The organism is Rhodovulum imhoffii, from assembly GCF_003046545.1.
Lineage (GTDB): Bacteria > Pseudomonadota > Alphaproteobacteria > Rhodobacterales > Rhodobacteraceae > Rhodovulum > Rhodovulum imhoffii.
Map to the genome: position 1 here is coordinate 1 of NZ_QAAA01000026.1, position 23,152 is coordinate 23,152.

Genomic DNA, 23,152 nt, shown 5'->3' on the forward strand with positions numbered 1-23,152 from the left:
ACCTCGATGTCCGTCCGGCCAGACTCGACAATCCCGCGCAAAACGTTCCGCCCAATCCGGCCAAAGCCGTTGATCGCTACCTTCACTGTCATGTCTTGATCCCCTGCTTACTTGATGAGAGATTTCGCGGCTTTGGCCACGGCTTCGGCGGTGATGCCGAAATGTTCGTAAAGTTCGTCCGCCGGGGCCGACGCGCCAAAACCCGTCATACCCACGAAGGCGCTGTTATCGCCCAGAAGCGCGGCCCAGCCCTGTTCCACGGCGGCTTCCACGCCGACGCGGGGGGCGCTGCCCAGAACCGTGGAGCGGTAGTCCGCATCCTGCGCGGCGAACAGTTCAAAGCAGGGGGCGGAGACCACGGCAGCCTTCACACCCCCGGCCGCCAGCGCATCGGCGGCCTGGACCGCGATTTCCACTTCGGACCCGGTGGCAATCAGCGTCACGTCGCGTGCCCCGTCAGTTTCGCGCAGAACGTAGGCGCCTTTGGCGACCTTGTTTTCTGCGGTATGTTCGGTGCGCAGGGTCGGCAGGCCCTGCCGTGACAGCGCCAGTAGGCTGGGTGTTGTGCGGGCTGTGGCGGCGATTTCCCAGGCTTCGGCGGTTTCCACAACGTCGGCCGGGCGGAAGACGTTGAGGTTGGGCATCGCCCGAAGGCTGGCGATGTGCTCCACCGGTTGATGGGTGGGGCCGTCTTCGCCCAGGCCGATGCTGTCATGGGTCATGACATAGGTCACCGGCAGCCCCATCAGCGCCGAAAGGCGGATCGCCGGACGGCAGTAGTCCGAAAACACGAGGAACGTGCCGCCATAGGGCAGGAAGCCCCCATGCAGCGCGATGCCATTCATCGCTGCGCCCATGGCGTGCTCACGGATACCGTAGTGGATGTAGTTGCCGCCGTAATTGTCCTTGCTGACGGGCTCCATACCCTTGGTGCGGGTGTTGTTGGAGCCGGTCAGATCCGCCGAGCCGCCGATGGTGTTGGGCAGCGTGGCGTTGACGACCGCCAGGGCCATCTCGCTGGCCTTGCGGGTGGCGACTTTCGGCGCATCGGCCGAAAGCTGAGCCTTGTAGGTGGCGATGGCTCCGGTCAGCGCGTCCGCATCGGGGGCGGACAGCGAGGCGTTGAAATCCGCGGCCTTGTCGGAGGTGGCAAGCCGGGCTTCCCAGGCTTCGCGCGTGGCCTTGCCGCGGGCGGCGACGGCGCGCCAGGCCTCCAGTGCTTCGGCGGGCAGTTCGAACGGCGCGTGCGGCCAGTTCAGCGCGGTGCGGGTGGCGGCGATTTCCTCGTCTCCCAGCGGTGCGCCATGGGTGGCGGATGTGCCCTGCTTGTTCGGGGCTCCGTAGCCGATGATCGTCTTGCAGGCGATCAGGCTCGGGCGGGTGTCGGCACGGGCGGTCACGATCGCGGCGGCAATGGCCTCGTGGTCATGGCCGTCCACTTCCTGCACATGCCAGCCGGAAGCGGCAAAGCGGGCCTTCTGATCGGTTGAGGTGGACAACCCGGTGGAGCCGTCAATGGTGATCTTGTTGTCGTCCCACAGTACGATCAGCCGGCCCAGCGCCCAGTGGCCGGCCATGTCGATGGCCTCATGGCTGATGCCTTCCATCAGGCAGCCATCCCCGGCGATGACGTAGGTGTGGTGATTCACCAGGCCGTCCCCGAAGCGGGCGTTGTGCATGCGCTCCGCAAGCGCCATGCCCACGGCGGTGGTGATCCCCTGGCCCAGCGGACCGGTGGTGGTCTCGATCCCGTCTGCATGACCGTACTCGGGGTGGCCCGCGGTGCGGTAGCCGTGCTGGCGGAAATTTCGGACCTGGTCGATATCCATGTCGGCATAGCCAAGCATGTGGTTGATTGCATAGATCAGCATCGATCCGTGCCCCGCCGACAGGACGAAGCGGTCACGATCAGGCCATTTCGGCTGGCTGGGGTCGATGTTGAGAAAACGGTTGTAAAGCACTGCGGCAACATCGGCCATGCCCATCGGCATGCCGGGGTGGCCGGAATTTGCGGCCTGCACGGCGTCCATGGTCAGGGCGCGGATGGCGTTGGCCATCAGGCCCTCGGCTCCGGTGGATATCTTGGTTTGTGCGTTCATGGATATATCCTCAGGCGCGTTTCGATTCTGAGACGAGGCGTTCGATCATCGGCGTAAAGATCAGTTGCATCGCCAGGTCCATCTTCCCGCCGGGAATGACGATGGAGTTGGCGCGGCTCATCCAGGAGCCATGGATCATCGACGTGAGATAAGAAAAATCGATCCCGCGGGGGTTCTTGAAGCGAATCACCACCAGGCTTTCGTCGGGTGTGGGTATCCAGCGCGCCACGAAAGGATTGGACGTGTCCACAACCGGCACACGCTGAAAGTTGACATCGGTTTGTGTGAATTGCGGGCAGATGCAGTGCACGTAGGCGTGCATCCGGCGCAGGATGACATCTGTGACGGCCTCGGTGGTGTAGCCGCGCTTTTCCTTGTCGCGGTGGATCTTTTGAATCCATTCAAGGTTGATCACGGGCACGACGCCTATCTTGAGGTCGGCATATCTGGCAAGATCCACGCTGTCATTCACCACCGCACCGTGCAGCCCTTCGTAGAACAGCAGGTCGCTGTCGGAGTCGAAATCGCGCCATTCGGTGAACTCGCCGGGGGGTACGCCATAGACCCTGGATTCTTCCTCGTCATGGACATAGGTGCGGGTCTTGCCCGTGCCGGTTTCGCCGTACTGGCGGAACACGCTTTCCAGTTCTTCCAGTTCATTGGCTTCGTAGCTGAAATGGCTGAAGCCGAAATCCCCGGCCTCATAGCGGCGTTCCAGTTCGGTCTTCATGTCCTTGCGGTTGAACTTGTGGAAAGCGTCGCCTTCGATCGAAACGGCTTTCACGCCTTCGCGGCGGAAGATCTGGTCGAAGGTATGTTTGATCGTCGACGTGCCCGCCCCGGAGGAGCCAGTGACGGAAATGATGGGATGTTTCTTGCTCATGGAATTTCCTCCTTGGCTCAGGCGCGGAACAGGCCGCGTTTGCCGAACAGGGCGCTGACCTCTTGTTCGGGCAGGTCGTAATAGGCGGCGACGCGGCTCACCTTGTCGGGCGAACCGAATACGAAGGGCGTGCGCGCGTGCAATTCCCGTGCACTTTGCGGCAGGATCGGGTCCTGCGCATCGGTGGCCAGCCCGCCGGCCTGCTCGATCACGAAGGCGATGGGTGCACATTCGTAGACCATGCGCAGGCGGCCGTGTTCATAGCCTTTGCGCGCATCTGCCGGGTAAAGAAACACGCCCCCCCGGCTGAGGATACGGTGCGTTTCGGCCACCAGAGACGCGACCCAGCGCATGTTGAAATTGCTGGCCCGGGGACCCTCTTCGCCAGCGATACAGTCGTCGATATACGCGCGGACGGGTTTCGACCAGTGGCGATAGTTGGAAGCGTTGATCGCGAATTCCTGTGAGGACTGTGAAACCTTCACCGCCGGGTTCACCAACACGAACTGGCGGCTGTCCGGGTCCATCAGGTAAAGCTGCGTGCCCTTGCCGAAGGTCGTTGCCAGCATTGTCTGCGGGCCATAGATGATATAGCCCGCGCCGATCTGCTCCTGCGCCGGGCGCAGGAACGAGGCATTGGCCTCATCCTTGGCTTCGTAGATCGAGAAGATCGTACCGATAGAGACGTTCACGTCGATATTGCTGGAGCCGTCCAGCGGATCGATCGCCAGCGCAAAGGCCCCTTCGGGGTCGAGTTCGACCACCTCTTCCTGTTCTTCCGAAGCGTACCAGCGGACACTGGCGGACCTGAGACGGGCGCCGAAGGCTTCGTCGGCCATCACGTCCAGGGCTTTCTGGCCGTCGCCGTCGGTGTTGACGCCAACCTCCGCCCCCAGGGCGCCCCCCAGTGGGCCGCGCTGGATGGTGTGGGACAGTTCGGCGCCGACCTCGCAAAGCGCGGCCATGATGGGCCGCAGCCTCGCGGGGATATGTGCCAAATCCCGGATCGGAGTTTCGTTTTGCATGGATTTCTCCCGAATCTGACGGCGTGTTGCTCAATCCAGTTGCTATTGCGAAACGCTGGCTTTACAGAATTTAAAAAATAGGCAAGTGCTATAAAGGAAAATTTAATGCCTAAGCCGGAAGCCGTGACTTTCAAGCAATTAAGGGCCTTGCAGGCGGTCGTGGCACATGGGTCGATTTCGGCCGCGGCTGAGGCAATTCGTCTCACGCCGCCCGCGGTCCATACGCAACTTCGCGGGCTGGAGCGGAATTTCAACTGCAAGGTGTTGGAACGCAGCCCCGCCGGCGTGTCCAGGCTGACCCCGCAGGGGGAGGCCGTCCTGACCGCCGCGCGCGCGATTGGGTCCGCGCTGGAGTCCTGCGCCGATCATGTGCGCGCGCTGAATGCCGGAGTCGAGGGGTTGGTCACTTTGGGGGTGGTGTCCACGGGTAAGTATTTCGGCCCCACGATCGTCGCGGCGTTGCGGCAGGCCTATCCGAAGATCGAGGTGCTGCTCAAGGTCGGCAATCGCGACAGCACGATCGCGCATCTGCAAGCGTCGTCCGTGGATATCGCCATCATGGGCCGCCCGCCGCGGGTGCCGGATGTGAAGGCCTCGGTTCTGGGGCCTCACCCCCATGTTCTGATCGCGCCGCCCGGGCATCGGTTGGTCGGGGCGGGGCGGGTTTCCCCCGCCGCGCTGCTGGATGAGACGTTCCTGGTGCGTGAAGAAGGATCGGGCACGCGGATCCTGACGGTGCGCTACCTCGACAAGCTGGGACAGGGACGCGCCTACCGCCTGATCGAGCTGGACTCGAACGAAACCATAAAGCAGGCGGTGGTCGCGGGGCTGGGAGTGGCGCTGATTTCACGCCACACGATCACCGACGAACTGAAAAACGGGCGGCTGGTGCTGCTGGAGGCCGATGGCCTGCCGCTGGTGCGGCAATGGTTCCTGTTGCACCGGCGCGACGCGGTTCTCAGCTCCGCCAGCCGGAAAGTGCACGATTACATTCTTGGGATGCAGGGCGGGTTCTTGCCCCGATAAGGCCGCGCCCCGAAGGGCGCGGCGTGTGGGTCAGCCGACGAAGGCCTTTTCCACGACGTATTCGGCCGGTTCGGAGTTGGCGCCTTCGCGCAGGCCCCAGCCATCGAGAATGGCCATGATGTCCTTGTTGAATTCCAGCGATCCGCAGACCATCGCGCGGTCGACCGCCGGGTCCATTTTCGCGCAGCCGAGCCCGAGTTCTGCGAAGACCTTGCCCGAAGTCAGGTTGTCGGTGACCCGGCCCATGGTTCTGAAGTCCTCACGGGTGGTGGCGGGGTAGTACTTGAGCTTGTCGCCGACGAATTCGCCGATCAGCGGATCTTCGGGCAGGCTTTCGATCAGTTCGCGGCCATATTCCAGCTCCGCCACCTCGCGGCAGGTGTGCATCATGATGACCTGATCGTAGCGTTCGTAGGTATCGGGGTCACGCATGAGGCTGGCGAAAGGGGCGATCCCGGTGCCCGTGGCCAGCAGCCACAGCCGCTTGCCCGGCAGCAGTGCATCCAGAACCAGCGTGCCCACCGGCTTGGGCTTGAGAATGATCTGATCGCCTGGCTGGATGTGCTGCAGACGGCTGGTCAGCGGGCCGTCCTGCACCTTGATGGAATAGAAATCCAACCCCTCGTCCCAGGCGGGGGAGGCGATGGAGTAGGCGCGCATGATCGGCTTTCCGTTGTCGTCGGGCAGGCCGATCATCACGAATTCCCCCGAGCGGAAGCGCAAGGTGCGCGGTCGGGTGACACGGAAGTAGAACAGCCGGTCCGTGTAGTGGCGCACGTCTGTCACGGTCTGGGCATCGGGCAGGGTTTTAACCTGGGCGGCGGTCTGGGTCACGGCGGTCTGTTCGTTCATCTGTTTCATGCAACGGGGCGGATGCCCCGCTCCTTTCCTTCTAGAGGTCCGGGGGGTGAGGGGAAACCCCAAACGTATAGCGGGCGCGGCATGGGCATCCCTGCCGGGGGGTCTTTCCAGATGGTTTTGGGGGGAACCATGACACAGATCAAGCCCCGATGTCGCAGGGGTGCCGGTGTGCCGCGGAAACCATTGTGTGTGGCATAGTTTTTCTTGAGCCTGCCGGGCGCATCGGCGATAGTCTGGCACTGCCCGCATCTGCGGCGCAATCATGCTTAACTGGGAGGTCCGTATGAAAGTCATTACTGCTGCCGCAACCGCCATGGCCCTTGTGCTGAGCGCGGGTGCCGGGGTCGCTGCCTGTGACGATGGAGAGATGGTGATCAAGTTCAGCCATGTCACCAACACAGACAAGCACCCCAAGGGGATTGCCGCCTCACTCCTTCAACAGCGCGTGAACGATGAGATGAACGGCACCGCCTGTATGGAGGTCTTCCCGAACTCCACCCTTTATAATGACGATCAGGTTCTTGAGGCCATGCTGCAGGGCGATGTCCATCTGGCGGCGCCCTCGCTTTCGAAATTCGAAAAATATACCAAGCAGTTCCGGATTTTCGACTTGCCATTCATGTTCAAGAACATGGATGCGGTGAACGCGTTCCAGGCGTCGGAGACGGGACAGGCGATGTTGGAATCGATGGCGCGGCGCGGACTTTTGGGTCTTGCTTTCTGGCATAACGGCCTCAAGCAGTTCTCGGCCAACAAGCCGTTGCTCGATCCCTCCGATGCTGCCGGGCTGAAGTTCCGGGTGCAGACCTCGGATGTGCTGGTCGCGCAGATGGAGGCCCTGGGTGCGTCGCCGCAGCCGATGGCCTTCTCGGAGGTCTACGGTGCGCTGCAAACCGGCGTTGTGGATGGGCAGGAAAACACCTGGTCCAACATCTACGGTCAGAAATTCTTCGAGGTGCAGGACGGTATCACCGAAACCAACCACGGGGTACTCGACTATCTCGTGGTGACCTCGGTCGAGTGGTGGGAAGGCCTGGACGAAGGGGTGCGCGATCAGCTTGGCACTATCCTGATGGAGGTGACAGATACCCGGAACTCCGAGTCCGAGGCCGTGAACCAGCAGGCCAAACAATCCATCCTCGAAGCGGGTGGCGAGGTGCGTCAGCTTACCGATGAACAGCGGACCGCGTGGGTGGATGCGATGAAGCCCGTCTGGACCCAGTTCGAGGCCGATGTGGGGGCCGAGAACATTGCCGCCGCGCAGGAAATGAACGCCGCCCACTGAGGCCAGCGACCGGGTCGGCCCGGCCCCGCCGGGCCGATCCCAAAACGAAAACCAAACATGATCCTGTTGGTACGGGAGGGGTCGGATGAGCGGCACTTACATGCCGAAAACCCCGCTGGCTCGGGTGGTGCATGCGTTTGAGGAAAACGTCATCGCCCTGCTGCTGGGGCTGATGGCGCTGATCACATTTGTCAACGTCGTCTTGCGTTACATCTTTAACAGTGGCCTGATCTGGGGGCTGGAGCTGACGCTGGTCCTGTTCGCGTGGCTGGTGATGTTCGGTATCGCCTACGGGTTCAAGATTACCATGCATCTGGGTGTGGACGCGTTGCTCAATATCGTCGGGCGCGGCCCGCGCCGGCTGATGGCGCTGCTCACGGTGGGCATTTGCCTGATTTACGCCCTGCTTCTGATGAAGGGCGCTTATGACTACTGGGCGCCTTATGCCAACCTCGCCCCCACCACCGGGCGCTGGTTCCCCACGGGATTCGAGGAGATGAAGCCGTGGGATTTCCGCGGCTACGTTCCGACCGAACGCATCCCGGTGCCTGGGTTCCTGCGCGCGCCGCTGGAGGCCCTGTTCCTGCCCGAAGGCGAAGACCCCTATGAAAAATTGCCCATCGTGGTGCCTTACACGATCATCCCGGTTTCGGTCGCGCTGATGGTGTTTCGGCTGGCGCAGGCGGCGATGCGGATCGTGTCGGGGGAACAGGACGGGCTGATCGTCAGCCATGAAGCCGAAGATGCCGTGGAAGAAGCGGCCGCAGCGAAAGAGGGCTGAGGGAAATGGATGTTGTTTTCCTGTTCGCGATGGTGATCGGGCTTCTGCTGATCGGGGTGCCGATCGCGGTGTCGCTGGGGTTGAGCTCGATGATCTTCCTGCTGGTGATGTCGGAAACGTCGCTGGCCTCTATCGCGCAGTCCCTGTACCAGGCGATGGCGGGGCATTACACGCTGCTGGCCATCCCGTTTTTCATTCTCGCCTCCAGTTTCATGTCCACGGGGGGGGTGGCACGACGGATCATCCGCTTTTCCATTGCCTGCGTGGGGCATTTGCGGGGCGGGCTGGCGATTGCGGGCGTTTTCGCCTGCATGCTTTTCGCGGCGCTGTCCGGGTCGTCCCCGGCGACTGTGGTTGCCATCGGCTCGATCGTCATCGCGGCGATGCGCAAGGTCGGGTACACGTCTGACTTCGCGGCCGGGGTGATCTGCAATGCAGGCACACTGGGCATCCTGATCCCGCCTTCCATCGTGATGGTCGTTTATGCCTCGGCCACGGATGTGTCTGTCGGGCGGATGTTCCTTGCCGGGGTGATTCCCGGTCTGCTTGCCGGGCTGATGCTCATGACGGCGATTTATGTCATCGCCACGCTGCGCAACATGCCGAAGGGGGAGTGGCAGGGGTGGGGCGAGATTTTCGCCAGCTTCCGTGATGCCTTCTGGGGGTTGATGCTGATCGTCATCATCATGGTGGGGATCTATGGCGTTCCCGGTGTGACGGGGGCCATCTTTACCCCGACAGAGGCTGCGGCCGTGGCTTCGGTCTATGCGTTCGTGATCGCGGTGTTCGTCTATCGGGACATGGGGCCGCTGGCCGCCGGCGACGGGGGCACGCCTGTGCCTTTGTGGCGGCGTCCGCAGGCGTTGATGACCGGTTTCTTCCATGCCGATACGCGCCGCACATTGCTGGAGGCGGGCAAGCTGACCATCATGCTGATGTTCATTATCGCCAACGCCCTGATCCTGAAGCATGTGCTGACCGATGAGCAGATCCCCCAGAAGATCGCCGGGGCGATGCTGGAGGCCGGGTTTGGCAAGATCATGTTTCTTGTGATCGTGAACGTCATCCTGCTGATCGGCGGTCAGTTCATGGAGCCTTCGGGCCTGATCGTGATCGTCGCGCCATTGGTTTTCCCCATCGCGATCGAACTGGGCGTGGATCCGATCCACCTTGGAATCATCATGGTCGTCAACATGGAAATCGGGATGATCACGCCCCCCGTCGGGCTGAACCTGTTCGTGACCTCCGGGGTTGCGGGGATGCCGATGATGCGGGTGGTGAAGGCGGCGCTGCCGTTCCTGTCGGTGTTGTTCGTGTTTCTGATCATCGTGACTTATGTACCGTGGCTGTCGACAGCCTTGCCAACGGCCCTCATGGGACCGGAGATCATCACGAATTAGAAAAAGGGCCGCGCGATGCGGCCCTTTCCACATCATGCCGGCTGTTCAGGCCGTTTCCAGCGCAGCGATGATGGCCGAGAAATCGGACGCTTTCAGAGAGGCGCCGCCCACCAATGCGCCGTCGACATTCGAGGTGGCGAAGATATCACCCGCGTTCGAGGGCTTGACCGATCCGCCGTAAAGCAGGCGGATGCCATCCGCGACCGGACCGAAGCGGTCTTTCAATTCGGCGCGTATGAAGTCGTGGACTTCGGCGATCTGTTCCAGGGTCGGCACACGGCCGGTGCCGATGGCCCAGACGGGTTCATAGGCGATGACCGTGGTCGCGCCATCCACCCCCGCATCGGGCAGGGATCCTGCAAGCTGGGCCTTGATCACCGCCAGGGTCTGGCCGGCATCGCGCTGGGCCTCGGTTTCGCCGACACAGACCACAGCCACCAGTTCCCGCGCCAGCGCGGCTTCGGTTTTCGCGCGGACGATGGCATCGGTTTCGGCATGATCGGTACGGCGTTCGGAATGGCCGAGGATGACATGGGTCGCACCTGCATCGACCAGCATCTCCGCCGAGATGTCGCCCGTGTGCGCACCCGAGATGTTGGCATGGCAATCTTGTCCGCCCACGGCGACGGCGCTGCCTTCGGCGCGGTCGGCCATGCGGGCGATCAGCGTGGCCGGGGGGCACAGCAGCACATCGACCGCCGGGGTGGGGTGTGCTTTCGCCAGCGCCTCGACCTCAGCCAGCGAGGCCGCGGTTCCGTTCATTTTCCAGTTCCCAGCCGCAAGTTTGCGCCGCATGGAGCCGTCTCCCTTTTTCGTTGCAGTTCGGGAAGGCATAGGCGATTTGCGCGCCAAGCGGAATAGGCCTGCCGCCGGGTGGGTCAGTTTTGCGCGCCGCCCATGTCGCCAAAGCGGATGGATTCGCCGCATCCGCAGCTTTCGGTGACATTTGGGTTGCGGAATTTGAAGCCCGATTCCAACAACGACACCTCGTAGTCGATTTCCGTGCCGAACAGAAACATCTGTGCCATCGGGGCGATCATCACCCGTGCGCCGTCCTGTTCGACGACTTCGTCGTTTGGGTCGACTTCGTCGACATAGTCCATGGTGTATTCCATGCCCGCGCAGCCGCCTTTCTTCACGCCAATGCGCAACCCTGCGGCACCGTCTCGGGCCATCAGCTTCGTGACCTGGGCGGCGGCCTTCGGAGTGAGGGTGACCGCCTGCTTGCCGGGAATGCCGAACATGATTTTCTCCTTCATCCCTGAAAGGGTAGGGCGCGCGGGCCGCTTCCTCAAGGGGGGGAGTTGGAATTATCATAAGTCGTGGGGCGGCCCGGAGACCGCCCCGGCGGGCTCAAAGCCCCATGCAGTTGGCGTAGTAGGTTACCGTCGCGGGCCAGTCGGAAAATACGCCCTTGACCTTCACGTCCCGGGCCAGAACATCCAGTAATTCGAAATACATGCCGTCATTTTCGGTGACGCCGGCGATGGACTGGAAGTACCAGCCCCCGCCCGCGCCGAGCGGGCCGGAGCGTTCGAGCGTCCAGGTGAAGATGTTCAGCCCGGCTTCGCCGGCCTTTTCGGCATAGATGGAGGGTACGATTTTTCCTGCCTCGTCCAGGGTGACCAGAACCCACAGCGGCGGAGCGATGTAGTTCACGCCCATGGCCTTGAGGTCGTCCATCTGGTGGGTCCATGTGGCGGGGTCCATGTGGTCCCATCCTTCGATGTCGTAGCTGCCGTCCAGGTAGACCACCGCCTGCTTGCCGAACTCCGGCTCGTTCCCGATCCAGTAGAGCACGTCCTCGAGGTTGAAGGACTGCGCGAACACATCTTGCGCGGGGATGCCGGCGGCTTTGTACTCGTCGATCAGTTTTTGTGCGTAGTCGGCCTGGGTGAAGCCATCGAACGGCATCTCCACGGAAGGCGACTTGAGTTCGGGCGTGAACTTTGCGCCCAGAGTGCGGAACAGCTCAATCGATTCTGCGTGGGTCATCAGGTGCGCGCCGGTGGTGTACAGATCGGTGCGCCAGCCGGCGGTGGCGTTCTGGTAGGCCTGGGCGGTGGTGGCAGCGCGGTTGGCGGCATCCATTTTTGGGGTGAGGCTGCGGAATTGCTCCAGGGTGAGTTCCGATGTCCGGCATTCCGCCGTGGCCGGTGCGTCGCCCCGCGCGGGGGAGAAGGGGATGACGCACGTGTCCGCCAGCGGGGTTGTCAGGATGTCGGTGGTCGTGTGCAGGTCGTTCTGGGCGTGGCGGCAGACCAGTTTCTTGTCCTTGGTGAAGGTGACGTCGCATTCCAGGAGGCCCGCCCCCATGCGGGCCGCGGCGCGGTTGGATTCCACCGTATGTTCGGGAAACATCAACGGCGCGCCGCGATGGCCGATGGAAAAGGCGGTGGTCCGGGGGGTCTGATCCTTGCAGGAGGTCAGCGTTTCTTTCAGCGGACCCTCTTTCATGGCGTCGATCAGGAAAAAGGGGCGGGGGCCATAGCTGACACCACCGTCACCGGCCAGCGCCGGCAGGGTCAGCGCCATCACGGTGCCCGCAATGAGAAAGACACGTTTCATGGGATTCTCCGCATAATGAGTGATCTGCGGTGTTTTTTCCCAGTTGCGTGACAGTCTTGCGACGGGGCAATGACGCTTACATGAATCCCAGTTCCAGGCGGGCTTCGTCGGACATCATGTCCATGCCCCACGGGGGATCCCAGGTGATTTCGACATCGACCTCCTTGATGCCCGGCACGGGGGAGATCGCGTCGACGATCCATCCGGGCATGTCCCCGGCCACCGGGCAGCCCGGCGCGGTAAGCGTCATGATGATCCGCACGGCGTTTTCGGGGCTGATGCCGATCGTGTAGATCAGGCCGAGGTCGTAGATGTTCACCGGGATTTCCGGGTCGAAAACCGAACGGCAGGCTTCTACGACAGCGTCGTACAGGGGGTGGTCTGTGGTGGAGGGCTGGATCAGGGGGGTGCCCTCCAGTTGTTCTTGCGGCTGGGTCATGGTGTCTTCCCGTAAATCTTACAAAAGATATAAGGAAAGCGGGGCGGGGCGTCCAGCCTTCTTTCGGGAGGCGCCGGGAGCAAATTCTACCGGGTGGGTGGATTCCCGAGGGCTATGAGATGGATGGGGAATAGGATTTTTTACCAATATGTTATGCCCTCGGTATGCTGCCCCCCCGGCGGTCGGACCGTGAGGATTTACGGCTATCATCATTCTTATTATTGAATGTATTTAATCCCCGTCAGTTTCATGATTGACATAATTTATTTATTGTGTAATAAAGATTCCTTATTGCTTTTGTTTTAAAGGCATGCGCCGCGCATGCTGAAGGAGACCTTCTATTTAAAATTGTTCAAATAAAACTGGTATTGCCTCGGATGAATGTCCTGGAGTCGTCCACTCACGCGCAACGAAAGGCTGGAAAACAACGCAGGTAAGTTAAAAGGTAACCTTCATGTCATGTCCTCCGGACCCGAATAATCCAACCAATGTTTATACCGCGTCAGGGACGATAAACGGTGAAACGGCAACGACGCAGACGACGTTGCCGACCTACGCAGACGATACGCTTGAGTTCTCGCATGACATTACGACTGCGGGCCTGACCCAGGATATCAACGTCGCCCTGGTGATCGACGTATCCGGGTCGACGGCGAATTCTTCGGGCAGCGATGTGGATGGCGATGGGGACATCGACACTTTCCTCGAGGCGCAGCAAATCGCGGCAAAGGCGCTGTTCCAGCAATTCATAGATGCCGGGTATGATCCCGACGAGATCGAGTTCACCGTTGTCACCTATGCCTCCGGCAGCACCGTGGTCGGCACTTACACGCTGAACGATCAGGCCGCCTTCGAGACCGCGATTGACGGGCTGGTGGCCAGCGGGGCCACCAACTTTGAAAGTCCGCTGCAATCTGTCATTTCCGAATGGGAGAGTACCACAACCGACGGCACCGCCGACAACAACCCGGAATCCGAGGTGACGGATCAGGATACCAACCTCGTCGTGTTTCTGTCGGACGGGTATGTGAACTCCGGTGGAACTTATGATGACGAGGCAAGTACCCTGCAGACGCAGTTCAACGCCCAGATTTCCGCGATCGGGGTGGGGGCCAACAGTAGTATCGACGACCTTAATATCATGGACAATACCGGTGGCGCCGAAAAGGTCACCGATGCTGCCGGACTGATCGACGCCATCAATACCCCCCCGCCGATGCCCGATCTCGATTACGTGGAGGTCGTTCTGACCTACCCGGACGGGTCTACCCAGGTTGTGACGTACCCGGCGGGGGCCCCGCCGATCACGTCGACCGCGCTGGGCTATTCCATCGATTGCCAGTCGATTCCGCTTGCCTATCTTCCGCCGGCGGGATCCAACATCACTGTCGAGGTGAAGACCTATTTCGAGGACGGGACGCTGATCCTGAGCACCGGCTCGATCGAGGTCAGTTATCAGCCCTGTTTCGTCATGGGCACCCTGATTTTGACCCTGCGCGGCGAGGTGCCGGTGGAGGATCTGCGCCAGGGTGACATGGTGGTGACAATGGATAAAGGCCCGATGCCGATCCGCTGGATCGGGGCATCGCGCGTGCATGCCCGCGGAATCTTCGCACCGATCCGGATCAAGGCGGGGACCTTGGAAAACAAGCGCGATCTTCTGGTAAGTCCGCAGCACCGGATGATGTTGCGTGGCTGGCGGGCGGAGCTGATGTTCGGTGAGAGCGAGGTTCTCGTCAGTGCGAAATCGCTTGTCAATGACAGTACCATCCGATCAGCCCCCGCGGATACGGTGGTTTATTACCACATCCTGTTCGACAGCCACCAGATCGTCTATGCCGAGGGCGCCCCGTCGGAAAGCTTCTTTCCCGGCGATATTGCGCTGGATGGAATGGCGTCGCAGACGCGCGCGGAGATTTTCAGGCTCTTCCCCGCCTTGGCAACGGACCGGAGGTCCTATGGGTCGCTCGTCCGGGCGTCCTTGCGCGATTATGAGGCCCGGGCCCTGAAGGAAGTGCTGTTGCACTGACAAGGGGCGGCGGTTTCAGGATCGGGCGCTGGCCTTCGGCGGCAAAGCCCTTTAGAAGGCAGGGCCTCAGACGTTGCGAGTCCGCCCATGCCCTGCTTTGATTTCGACCTGACTTCCCGTGACGGCAAGGCCCGCACAGGGCGCATCCGGACACCGCGGGGGGATATCCGCACGCCGGCCTTCATGCCCGTGGGCACGGCGGCGACGGTCAAGGCCATGATGCCCGAGAGCGTGGCGGCGACGGGGGCGGATATTCTGCTGGGCAACACCTACCATCTGATGCTGCGCCCAACGGCCGAGCGGATCGACCGTCTTGGTGGGCTGCACCGCTTCATGAACTGGGAAAAACCCATCCTGACCGACAGCGGCGGCTTTCAGGTGATGAGCCTGACCGGCCTGCGCAAGCTGACCGAGGAGGGGGTACGCTTCCGCTCCCATATCGACGGGTCCAGGCACATGCTGTCCCCCGAGCGCAGCATGGAAATCCAGCGTCTTCTGGGCAGCGATATCGTGATGGCTTTCGATGAATGCACGCCCTTCCCCGCCGATGAAGAGACCGCGCGAAACAGTATGGAGCTGTCGATGCGCTGGGCACGCCGTTCGCGTGAGGCGTTTGGCGACAGGTCCGGCCATGCGTTGTTCGGGATCCAGCAGGGCGGTGTCTATCCCGGCCTGCGCGCCGCCTCGGCCGAGAAGCTGCGCGAAATCGGGTTTGACGGCTACGCCATCGGAGGCCTTGCCGTGGGCGAGGGGCAGGAAACGATGTTCGGGGTGCTCGACTACGCGCCCGATATGCTGCCCGAGGACAAGCCGCGTTATCTGATGGGGGTGGGCAAGCCCGACGATATTGTCGGTGCCGTCGCGCGCGGGGTGGACATGATGGATTGCGTGCTGCCGTCGCGCTCGGGGCGGACGGGGCAGGTGTTCACCCGGCGCGGGGTGCTCAACATCAAGAACGCACGCCATCAGGATGATCCGCGCCCTATCGACGAGACCTGCACCTGCCCGGCGTGCCGCAGCTACTCCCGCGCGTATTTGCACCACGTTTTCCGCGCGCAGGAGATTATCAGCTCCATGCTGCTGACCTGGCACAATCTGCATTATTATCAGCAGCTCATGTCCGATATCCGCGCTGCCATTGCCGAAGGCCGCTTTGCGGATTGGCAGGCCGGGTTTCACGCCGAACGGGCGGAGGGGGATGTCGCGCGGCTCTGACAGCGTATGGCCTTGGCCGCTGCGGTTTCTACCCCACATGTTTGAAAGGCCAAAACCAGCTCAAAGAAACGCCTGGCCTTCTGCGGGACGATTTCCCCCGGTCGCACGCAAGACAATCGAACGCCATGATCCACTCCTCCCAAAAGGTGTGGTGCCGGGCTGTCGCATAGGTGTTGCGGCGATACACCCATTTGACGATTTTTCTTCTTATTATCATTATTTGTTAAATATGTGTTAACGTCCCCGCCGGGTCGAGACAAAGCAGAGTGGAAAGGCGTTGCGAAAAGAGGGCGGGATCAACGATTCATCGGTACGGCCGGGTCCGGTGGAAGGAATCTACGAGGTTCCCGAAGGCAAGGCCTTGCGTGCATCCGTACGTCTTCGCAGTGGAAGGGCCATCGCGTTCGGAGTGGTTGACAACACGGACCGGCCTGTCCCTGCATCCGGGGTTTTCTCAACAATCGGGCGTGTCGTCTGGCGGCCCGACTGGAGTGACAATTCTGCCCCCCCCGAGCGTTTGGCCGAGCCCTGTCTTTTTGCCGGAGTGCTGAACAACATGTTCGGTCACAACCTGACTACCGGTCTTGGCCGGGTATGGGCGCTCGATCATCTGCCGAAGGAAACCGGCCTTCTTTACGTCGTACGCATGGGCTCTCCAAGGCTGCTGGCGCAACTCCAGATTCGCATGGGCAAGATCCTGGGGTGTTTTGGTGTCGAAAGGCCGGTGAGGGTCGTGGCGTCTTCCGTTTCCGCCCCGGTTCTCTATACGGCGTTGGACAAGTACGGCGAAAACTATCTTGGCGGCGCATCGTATGAGTTTGTCAGCTGGGTGCATGGCAGATTGCGCCCCTATATTACTGCCGATGTCGAAAGCGGGAATCGACTGTATGTCACCAGGGCGAATGTATCGCGGTTGCAGGGCCGCTTTGCCTGCGAAGATCGCCTTTCCGAAAACCTTGCCCGGTCTGGTTACAAAAGGTTCGCCCCGGAAGAGCACAGCCTTCAAGAACAATTGGAGGCTTATTCCCGTGCCGAAAAACTGATTTTTGCGGAAGGGTCCGCGCTTCATTTTTTCGCCTTCGTCAAGAAACCCGTTCAACAGGTTGCGGTCATTCAGCGGCGAGAGGCGCTTCCGCCTCTGATTTCGCGCCAGATTCACGCCTTTGATCCTCAGCCTGTTCAGTTCGTCAATTCGATCGAAAGGGTCGTGTTTCCCAAAACCCTTGAAACCAATCGGGCGATTTCGATACTGGATTTCCAGCGATGCAAGGAGATTCTGAGAGCGACGGGGTTTGTCGACGATCGGGCCGAGTGGGAATTTCCCAAGGCGCGCGAAATCGAAGGGTCTGTTGCCGAAGGCCGCCCCGGAGAGGAATTTCTTGACGAGCAAGGCTGGAATGAATGGCGTGAAACCGTTCGAAAGGAAAAGATAAGCCGGAGAATGGCGCGCCAGGCCGGTTCGGGCGCGTGATGGTGCTTTCTTTCTGAATTTCCCCGTGCTTTTGCGAAACGTTGCCACCGGTGCCGGTCCGGCATGCTTGCATGATGGGGAAAAGCGTCAGACGTCCCGGAGCGGAAACGGCCTTGCCCCGGCCCTGGCATCCGGGCATTCTTGGACGAAGCCGTAAGGAAAAGCGGTTGAAACCACGGGGTGGCACCCCAGATTAAGCCAACACGAGGAGAGGGCCGGGTGCTGCCGTTTGTCGGGGCAGGGCCCTCTTGCCATAGCCAAGGAAACAGGATGCACGAGCAACTCAGCCCTTCTTACCCGGTTCTTCCGCTGCGCGATATTGTGGTTTTTCCGCACATGGTCGTTCCGCTTTTTGTCGGCCGGGAAAAATCCGTCCGCGCGCTGGAGGAGGTCATGTCGGAAGACAAGCAGATCTTGCTGTCTGCCCAGATCGATCCGGCTGAGGACGATCCCACTCCTGAAGACATCTACCGGGTCGGCGTTCTGGCGAATGTGCTGCAACTTCTGAAACTGCCCGATGGCACGGTGAAGGTGCTGGTCGAGGGGAAAAGCCGCGTGCGCATCGGCGGCTTCCTTGAGAATGAGGAATTTTTCGAGGCGAGTGCCGAACTCCTGACCGAAATGCCGGGCGACGAAGGTGTGATCGAGGCTTTGTTGCGCTCTGTCAGCGTTGAGTTCGAACGCTACGCCAAGGTCCGCAAGAATATCCCCGAAGAGGCGCTGTCCGCTGTCAGTGAGACCCGCGAAGCCGCCAGGCTGGCCGACCTGGTTGCCGGGCATTTGGGGATCGAGGTCGCCAAAAAGCAGGATTTGCTTGAAACGCTTGTCGTGGCCGAACGGCTGGAAAAGGTCTATGGCCTGATGCAGGGCGAGATGAGCGTCTTGCAGGTCGAGAAGAAGATCAAGACCCGCGTCAAGAGCCAGATGGAGCGCACCCAGCGGGAGTATTACCTGAATGAGCAGATGAAAGCCATTCAGCGTGAACTGGGCGATGGCGACGAGGGCCAGAACGAAATTGCCGAACTGGAAGACCGCATCGCCAATACTCAGTTGTCGAAGGAGGCGCGGGAAAAGGCCGAGGCCGAGGTCAAGAAACTTCGAAACATGAGCCCCATGTCCGCCGAGGCGACGGTGGTGCGCAATTACCTTGACTGGTTGTTGTCGATCCCCTGGGGGGTGAAGTCGCGGGTGCGCAAAGATCTCGACCGGGCGGAAACCGTCCTGAACGAAGATCATTACGGGCTGGAAAAGGTCAAGGAACGCATCGTCGAATATCTTGCCGTGCAAAGCCGCAGCAAAAAGCTGAAGGGGCCGATCCTGTGTCTCGTCGGTCCGCCGGGCGTGGGCAAGACCAGTCTTGGCAAGTCGGTGGCCCGCGCCACCGGACGGGAGTTCATTCGCATCAGCCTGGGCGGTGTGCGCGACGAATCCGAGATTCGCGGCCATCGCCGCACCTATATCGGGTCGATGCCGGGCAAGGTCATCCAGGCGCTGAAAAAGGCGAAAACCACGAACCCGCTTATCCTGCTCGACGAGATCGACAAGATGGGGCAGGACTTCCGCGGGGACCCAGCCAGCGCGATGCTGGAGGTTCTCGACCCCGAGCAGAACAATACTTTCGTGGATCATTACCTGGAGGTCGAATACGACCTGTCCAATGTGATGTTCCTGACCACGGCCAACAGTTACAACATGCCTGGTCCGCTTCTGGACCGGATGGAGATCATCAGTCTTGCCGGCTATACCGAGGATGAAAAGCGGGAGATCGCCCTGCGCCACCTCGTGCCCAAGCAGATCAAGAACCATGGCTTGCGCGCGACGGAGTTCGACCTGACGTCCGACGCCCTGACCGCAATCATCCGCTATTACACCCGTGAAGCGGGGGTGCGAAATCTTGAGCGCGAGATCGCCAGGCTGGCCCGCAAGGCGGTCACCAGAATGGTCAGGAAAGAGGCAGAGAAGGTCACGATCACCCCGGACAATCTGGAGGATTTCCTGGGCGTTCCGAAGTTCCGCTATGGCCTGGCGGAAAAGGAAGACCAGGTCGGTGTCGTTACCGGGTTGGCCTGGACCAGCGTGGGGGGCGATCTGCTGTCCATCGAGGCGCTCAAGCTGCCCGGCAAGGGACGGATGAAGACCACCGGCAAGCTGGGCGAGGTGATGAAGGAATCCATCGATGCGGCATCGAGCTTCGTGCGTTCCATCGCGCCTGAGATCGGTGTCAGACCGCCGCGGTTCGAGAAATGGGATATCCATGTTCACGTCCCCGAAGGCGCAACCCCCAAGGACGGGCCCAGTGCGGGTGTCGGCATGGTCACGTCGATCGTGTCCGTGCTGACCGGCATTCCCGTCCGCAAGGATATCGCGATGACGGGGGAGGTCACCCTGCGCGGCAATGTTCTGGCGATTGGCGGGCTGAAGGAGAAGCTTCTGGCGGCGCTGCGGGGGGGCATCAAGACGGTGCTGATTCCGCAGGAAAACGAAAAGGACCTTCCGGAGATTCCCGACAACGTTAAAGAAGGGCTGGAGATCCTCCCGGTTGCCCATGTGCGCGATGTCTTGCGTCATGCTCTTGTCCGTGTTCCGGAGCCGATCGACTGGGATGAAGAGGCCGAGGAAGCTGCCGCACAGGCCGCACAGGCCGCCGCCGCGGAGGAAGCCGCCCGGCGTGCCCACTGAATTCGCTTTCTCAGGGGCGGAAGATGCGTATAACGGTGGCGAGGGATTTACCCTCGCCAATGCAGTGTGAGAAGGGGATAACAATGGCAACTCGAAAGGCGTCGCCGACACGCACACGAAAGCCCGCCGTTAAGGTCAGGAGTGCCGAAGAACCCGCTGCGGTCGCCAGGCCTGTGACCGCCTCCGTCAAGGCTACCGTCAAATCCGAGGCCGGCGCCGACACGGGGCAGGGGCAGCCGTTACGCCGACCGGAACTCGTGGATCGTGTCGTCGAGGTTTCCGGCATGAAGAAAAAGGATGTGAAGCCCATCGTTGAGGCGATGCTTCATGTTTTGGGGGAAGCCTTTGCCGCGAATGAGGAAATGATCCTGCATCCGTTGGGCCGGGTTAAGATCGACCGACAGAAAGATGCGGGAAATGCAACGGTTATCAGGGCCCGCATCCGCCGCAACGCCAATGCCGTCGATAAGGCCAAAGACCCCCTTGCGGACCCTGAAGAGTGACGCTATTACCCCCGCCACGGGTGATTAGCTCAGTGGTAGAGCGCTTCGTTCACATCGAAGATGTCGGGGGTTCAAATCCCTCATCACCCACCATGAGACCCAGGGGGCCTTCCAGGTGCTCTTGAGGACGGGAGAAAGAATGCAAAGGCCCAAAGCCATGCCCCCTTTCCCTGCGGGTGATTAGCTCAGTTGGTAGAGCGCTTCGTTTACACCGAAGATGTCGGGAGTTCGAGTCTCTCATCACCCACCATACCTCCTTCCGGATTTCTATAATCTTATGAACTGCTTAGTGGTTCAGGAACGACACGCTTGACATCTTCGCAGCCCCTCCGAAGATGGGGATATAAACAATCAGAACCGATCATTCGGGACATTCCGCCGGCCTTGGAAATCACAGGTTATCGGGCTGACCCAAGTTGCGCCGCAGCTCTTGCACGCGCCTCTATGCCGTCCCAGTCCTGAGTTGCCATCAGCGTCCCGGCGGTAATCCAACTGCCTCCAACGCAGGAAACATTGTCAAGGGAGAGATAGCTTTCTGCGTTCGCCGGATCGATACCGCCGGTCGGGCAAAATGCGATTTGCGGCAACGGCCCCGAGAGGGCCTTGAGCGCCGTCACGCCGCCGGACGATTCGGCGGGAAAAAACTTGAGCATGTCATAGCCGTGTGAGAACAACCGCATGGCCTCGCTGGCAGTGGCGGCCCCGGGAAGAAGCGGCATGTCTTCAGCTTCACATATTGCGAGCAAATCCTGGGTCGTGCCGGGCGACACACCAAAGCGAGCGCCCGCGGACTTGGCGGCGCGAACGTTTTCGGGCGAGACAAGTGTGCCAGCCCCGACATGTGCGCCGGTCACATCGGTCATCGCGCGGATCGCGTCAAGTGCCGTGGGCGTGCGCAGGGTGACCTCCAGCACGGGCAGTCCGCCTGCGACAAGTGCCTCGGCCACCGGGCGGGCATGGCGGATATCGTCGATCACTATGACCGGGATGACAGGTGCGAGATTGCAGAGGTCCCGCATGCGGTGGCTGGCGTTCTGGGGTGTCATGGTTGGGCTCCAAAAGTGTCAAATGTCCGGCGCATGCGTTCGGGGTCGGCCTTGAGACCGCAAAACAGTTCAAAGGCTTTTGCCGCCTGATAAATTGCCATCCCTGCCCCATCGAGCGTATGACAACCAAGGGCGCGGGCAATCCGCAACAACTCGGTCTCGAGCGGGACATAAACGATATCCGCCACCCAATGGCGCGGTTCGAGATGGTCTGGCGGGATGGCCAGGCCGGGATGGGCCGCCATGCCCATCGGAGTTGCATTGACGATACCATCCGCCTGGGCGGCGGCAGAAGGGTCGGTCACCACTTCGGCCCCGGTTTTGGCGGCCAGCACATCCGCAACTTTCTCAGATCTGTCGTTAATCAGAAGTCGGCGCACGCCGAGCGACCTGAGCGCATGGGTGACGGCGGCCCCCGCCCCGCCCGCCCCGAGTTGCAGGACCGTATCAAGCCGCACACCTTTCAGGTTTTGGCGCAGGCTTTCGGCAAAACCCCAAAAATCGGTATTGTGGCCAATACGCCGGCCATCGCGAAAAATCACTGTGTTGACCGCCCCCACATTGCGCGCGTCGTCAGACAGGGTGTCAAGCTCGTCCACCACCAGTGTCTTGTAAGGATGCGTGATGTTGAGCCCGGTGTAGCCGGCGGTTTCTGCATTATCGATCAGTTCGGCGAGTAACCGTTTGGGTCCTGACATGGCGTCCGGGTCAATCAGCGTATAGCGGTAATCAATACCCTGTGCCCGCCCCTCTGCCATATGCATTGCAGGTGTCCGGGATTTCTGGATACCCCTGCCGATCAGCCCCACGCGCACCACATCGTAACTTGCGCCGGGAATTTCAGCATCTTTTGCAATCGGCCTGATCATTGCGGGTGCTTTGTAATCATTCTCCACGCGACCGAACAGGTGCGCATCCAGAATACGACCATAGGGCAAATTCAGTTAAATCGACAGCCGCTAATGCTGGAGTAGCCCCCTGAAAGTGGTCCACCAACTGGGATAGGTATCCCTCAAATTGGAGGATCAGCGATGGCTGGAAAACGAGAGAAGCCCGAAGATATTGTATCGAAGCTTCGGCAGGTTGAAGTTCTGCAGGGACAAGGCGCAACGATTGCCGAGGCGGTTCGCCAGATCGGCGTGACGCAGCAAACGTTTTACCGTTGGCGAAAGCTCTACGGCGGGATGCAGCGGTCACAACTCGCGCGGCTGAAGGAACTGGAGAAAGAGAACCAGCGGCTGCGACGAGCGGTGTCCGATCTGACCTTGGACAAACTCATTCTGACTGAAGCCGCAAAGGGAAACTTCTAAGCCCTTCGCGTCGTCGTAAGTGCATCGACCATGTGCGGCGGGAGCTTGGCGTTTCCGAACGCCGCGCCTGTCGCATACTCGGGCAGCACCGATCCATGCAGCGCAAGGTTCCCCAAGGCCGTGCTGATGAACAGCGTCTGACCGATGATATCATCGAGCTGGCCGACCAGTATGGGCGCTACGGATATCGGATGGTGGCGGGTCTGCTGAACAACGCAGGTTGGCACGTGAATCATAAGCGGGTTGAGCATATCTGGCGACGCGAAGGGCTGAAAGTCCCGCAGAAGCATAAAAAGAAAGGGCGGCTTTGGCTGAACGACGGATCGTGTGTCCGGCTTCGACCGGAACGTCCCAACCATGTTTGGTCCTATGACTTCGTCCAGGATCGGACCGCCGACGGTCGGGTCTACCGGACCCTGAAAATGTCCACTTAACCTTTTTGGCTTACGAATGACATGACGGTTTGGACGGGCCGTCTGCCCTGGTTTCTGTAGCCGAGATGCGGGCGCTCGGTGTTGTAGTGGTTCAGCCA

General features: G+C 60.9%; 20 protein-coding genes, 2 tRNA genes and 1 pseudogene. 12 read left to right on the forward strand and 11 right to left on the reverse strand.

Features of this window, described 5'->3' with window-relative positions; all coding sequences use genetic code 11:
* The 4 genes from C8N32_RS15510 to C8N32_RS13635 all read right to left on the reverse strand — a co-directional run.
* Positions 1-92: glyceraldehyde 3-phosphate dehydrogenase NAD-binding domain-containing protein (locus C8N32_RS15510; protein WP_146159704.1), on the reverse strand; the 92-nt coding region annotated here is incomplete at its 3' end.
* 15 nt (positions 93-107) lie between these two features.
* The gene (tkt, locus tag C8N32_RS13625) at positions 108-2,099 is read right to left on the reverse strand and encodes a transketolase (RefSeq protein WP_107893532.1); all 1,992 of its coding nucleotides are present in this window, start codon (positions 2,097-2,099) and stop codon (positions 108-110) included.
* Positions 2,100-2,109: 10 nt separating this feature from the next.
* Positions 2,110-2,982 carry a phosphoribulokinase gene (locus tag C8N32_RS13630; RefSeq protein ID WP_107893533.1) on the reverse strand — a complete coding sequence of 291 codons (873 nt, stop codon included), beginning with the start codon at positions 2,980-2,982 and terminating at the stop codon, positions 2,110-2,112.
* Between the two features lie 17 nt (positions 2,983-2,999).
* Positions 3,000-4,007, reverse strand: a complete 1,008-nt coding sequence (locus tag C8N32_RS13635; protein ID WP_107893534.1) for a class 1 fructose-bisphosphatase — start codon at positions 4,005-4,007, stop codon at positions 3,000-3,002.
* Positions 4,008-4,112: 105 nt separating this feature from the next.
* Here C8N32_RS13635 and cbbR point away from each other — a divergent pair, with 105 nt between their 5' ends.
* Positions 4,113-5,033, forward strand: coding sequence for a LysR family regulator CbbR (gene cbbR, locus C8N32_RS13640; RefSeq protein WP_107893535.1), 921 nt, complete (start codon positions 4,113-4,115; stop codon positions 5,031-5,033).
* Between the two features lie 30 nt (positions 5,034-5,063).
* On the opposite strand, the gene C8N32_RS13645 is transcribed toward cbbR, so the two are convergent.
* Positions 5,064-5,885: a ferredoxin--NADP reductase gene (locus tag C8N32_RS13645; protein WP_170106815.1), complete on the reverse strand. Its 822-nt coding sequence runs from the start codon at positions 5,883-5,885 to the stop codon at positions 5,064-5,066.
* A gap of 292 nt (positions 5,886-6,177) precedes the next feature.
* Here C8N32_RS13645 and C8N32_RS13650 point away from each other — a divergent pair, with 292 nt between their 5' ends.
* From C8N32_RS13650 to C8N32_RS13660, 3 genes are all read left to right on the forward strand, one after another.
* Positions 6,178-7,179 (forward strand): DctP family TRAP transporter solute-binding subunit, encoded by a 1,002-nt coding sequence (locus tag C8N32_RS13650; protein WP_107893536.1) that lies wholly within the window; start codon positions 6,178-6,180, stop codon positions 7,177-7,179.
* 85 nt (positions 7,180-7,264) lie between these two features.
* Entirely contained in the window at positions 7,265-7,960 is a 696-nt protein-coding gene (locus C8N32_RS13655; RefSeq protein ID WP_107893537.1) for a TRAP transporter small permease, read from the forward strand.
* A 5-nt stretch (positions 7,961-7,965) separates the two neighbouring features.
* A complete protein-coding gene (locus C8N32_RS13660) occupies positions 7,966-9,360 on the forward strand; it encodes a TRAP transporter large permease (protein WP_107893538.1) in 1,395 nt (464 codons plus the stop codon).
* A 45-nt stretch (positions 9,361-9,405) separates the two neighbouring features.
* On the opposite strand, the gene tpiA is transcribed toward C8N32_RS13660, so the two are convergent.
* The 4 genes from tpiA to C8N32_RS13680 form a co-directional block, all read right to left on the reverse strand.
* Positions 9,406-10,155 (reverse strand): triose-phosphate isomerase, encoded by a 750-nt coding sequence (gene tpiA, locus C8N32_RS13665; protein ID WP_107893539.1) that lies wholly within the window; start codon positions 10,153-10,155, stop codon positions 9,406-9,408.
* A gap of 83 nt (positions 10,156-10,238) precedes the next feature.
* Positions 10,239-10,604, reverse strand: a complete 366-nt coding sequence (locus C8N32_RS13670) for a HesB/IscA family protein (RefSeq protein WP_107893550.1) — start codon at positions 10,602-10,604, stop codon at positions 10,239-10,241.
* A gap of 109 nt (positions 10,605-10,713) precedes the next feature.
* Positions 10,714-11,928 (reverse strand): glycerophosphodiester phosphodiesterase family protein, encoded by a 1,215-nt coding sequence (locus tag C8N32_RS13675; protein WP_107893540.1) that lies wholly within the window; start codon positions 11,926-11,928, stop codon positions 10,714-10,716.
* A 76-nt stretch (positions 11,929-12,004) separates the two neighbouring features.
* The gene (locus C8N32_RS13680; RefSeq protein WP_107893541.1) at positions 12,005-12,367 is read right to left on the reverse strand and encodes an SUF system Fe-S cluster assembly protein; all 363 of its coding nucleotides are present in this window, start codon (positions 12,365-12,367) and stop codon (positions 12,005-12,007) included.
* Positions 12,368-12,911: 544 nt separating this feature from the next.
* Here C8N32_RS13680 and C8N32_RS13685 point away from each other — a divergent pair.
* The 7 genes from C8N32_RS13685 to C8N32_RS13715 all read left to right on the forward strand — a co-directional run bounded on the left by C8N32_RS13685 (position 12,912) and on the right by C8N32_RS13715 (position 20,514).
* Complete coding sequence (locus tag C8N32_RS13685) at positions 12,912-14,396, forward strand: Hint domain-containing protein (RefSeq protein WP_170106814.1); 1,485 nt, start codon at positions 12,912-12,914, stop codon at positions 14,394-14,396.
* 87 nt (positions 14,397-14,483) lie between these two features.
* The gene (gene tgt / locus C8N32_RS13690; protein WP_107893543.1) at positions 14,484-15,611 is read left to right on the forward strand and encodes a tRNA guanosine(34) transglycosylase Tgt; all 1,128 of its coding nucleotides are present in this window, start codon (positions 14,484-14,486) and stop codon (positions 15,609-15,611) included.
* Between the two features lie 517 nt (positions 15,612-16,128).
* Entirely contained in the window at positions 16,129-17,082 is a 954-nt protein-coding gene (locus C8N32_RS13695) for a glycosyltransferase 61 family protein (RefSeq protein WP_201132381.1), read from the forward strand.
* Positions 17,083-17,352: 270 nt separating this feature from the next.
* Positions 17,353-19,761 carry an endopeptidase La gene (gene lon, locus C8N32_RS13700; RefSeq protein ID WP_107893545.1) on the forward strand — a complete coding sequence of 803 codons (2,409 nt, stop codon included), beginning with the start codon at positions 17,353-17,355 and terminating at the stop codon, positions 19,759-19,761.
* Between the two features lie 83 nt (positions 19,762-19,844).
* Positions 19,845-20,264 (forward strand): HU family DNA-binding protein, encoded by a 420-nt coding sequence (locus tag C8N32_RS13705; RefSeq protein ID WP_107893546.1) that lies wholly within the window; start codon positions 19,845-19,847, stop codon positions 20,262-20,264.
* Between the two features lie 18 nt (positions 20,265-20,282).
* A tRNA-Val gene (locus C8N32_RS13710) sits at positions 20,283-20,357 on the forward strand.
* A gap of 81 nt (positions 20,358-20,438) precedes the next feature.
* Positions 20,439-20,514, forward strand: a tRNA-Val gene (locus tag C8N32_RS13715).
* Positions 20,515-20,662: 148 nt separating this feature from the next.
* On the opposite strand, the gene eda is transcribed toward C8N32_RS13715, so the two are convergent.
* Positions 20,663-21,310, reverse strand: a complete 648-nt coding sequence (gene eda / locus C8N32_RS13720; RefSeq protein WP_107893547.1) for a bifunctional 4-hydroxy-2-oxoglutarate aldolase/2-dehydro-3-deoxy-phosphogluconate aldolase — start codon at positions 21,308-21,310, stop codon at positions 20,663-20,665.
* Complete coding sequence (locus tag C8N32_RS13725; RefSeq protein ID WP_107893548.1) at positions 21,307-22,179, reverse strand: shikimate dehydrogenase; 873 nt, start codon at positions 22,177-22,179, stop codon at positions 21,307-21,309. The genes eda and C8N32_RS13725 overlap by 4 nt, the downstream gene beginning before the upstream one ends.
* Positions 22,180-22,341: 162 nt before the next feature.
* On the opposite strand from C8N32_RS13725, the pseudogene C8N32_RS13730 reads away from it, so the two are divergent.
* Positions 22,342-23,045 (forward strand): annotated as a pseudogene (locus C8N32_RS13730) (IS3 family transposase); the annotation flags it as partial.
* Positions 23,046-23,152: the final 107 nt, after the last annotated feature.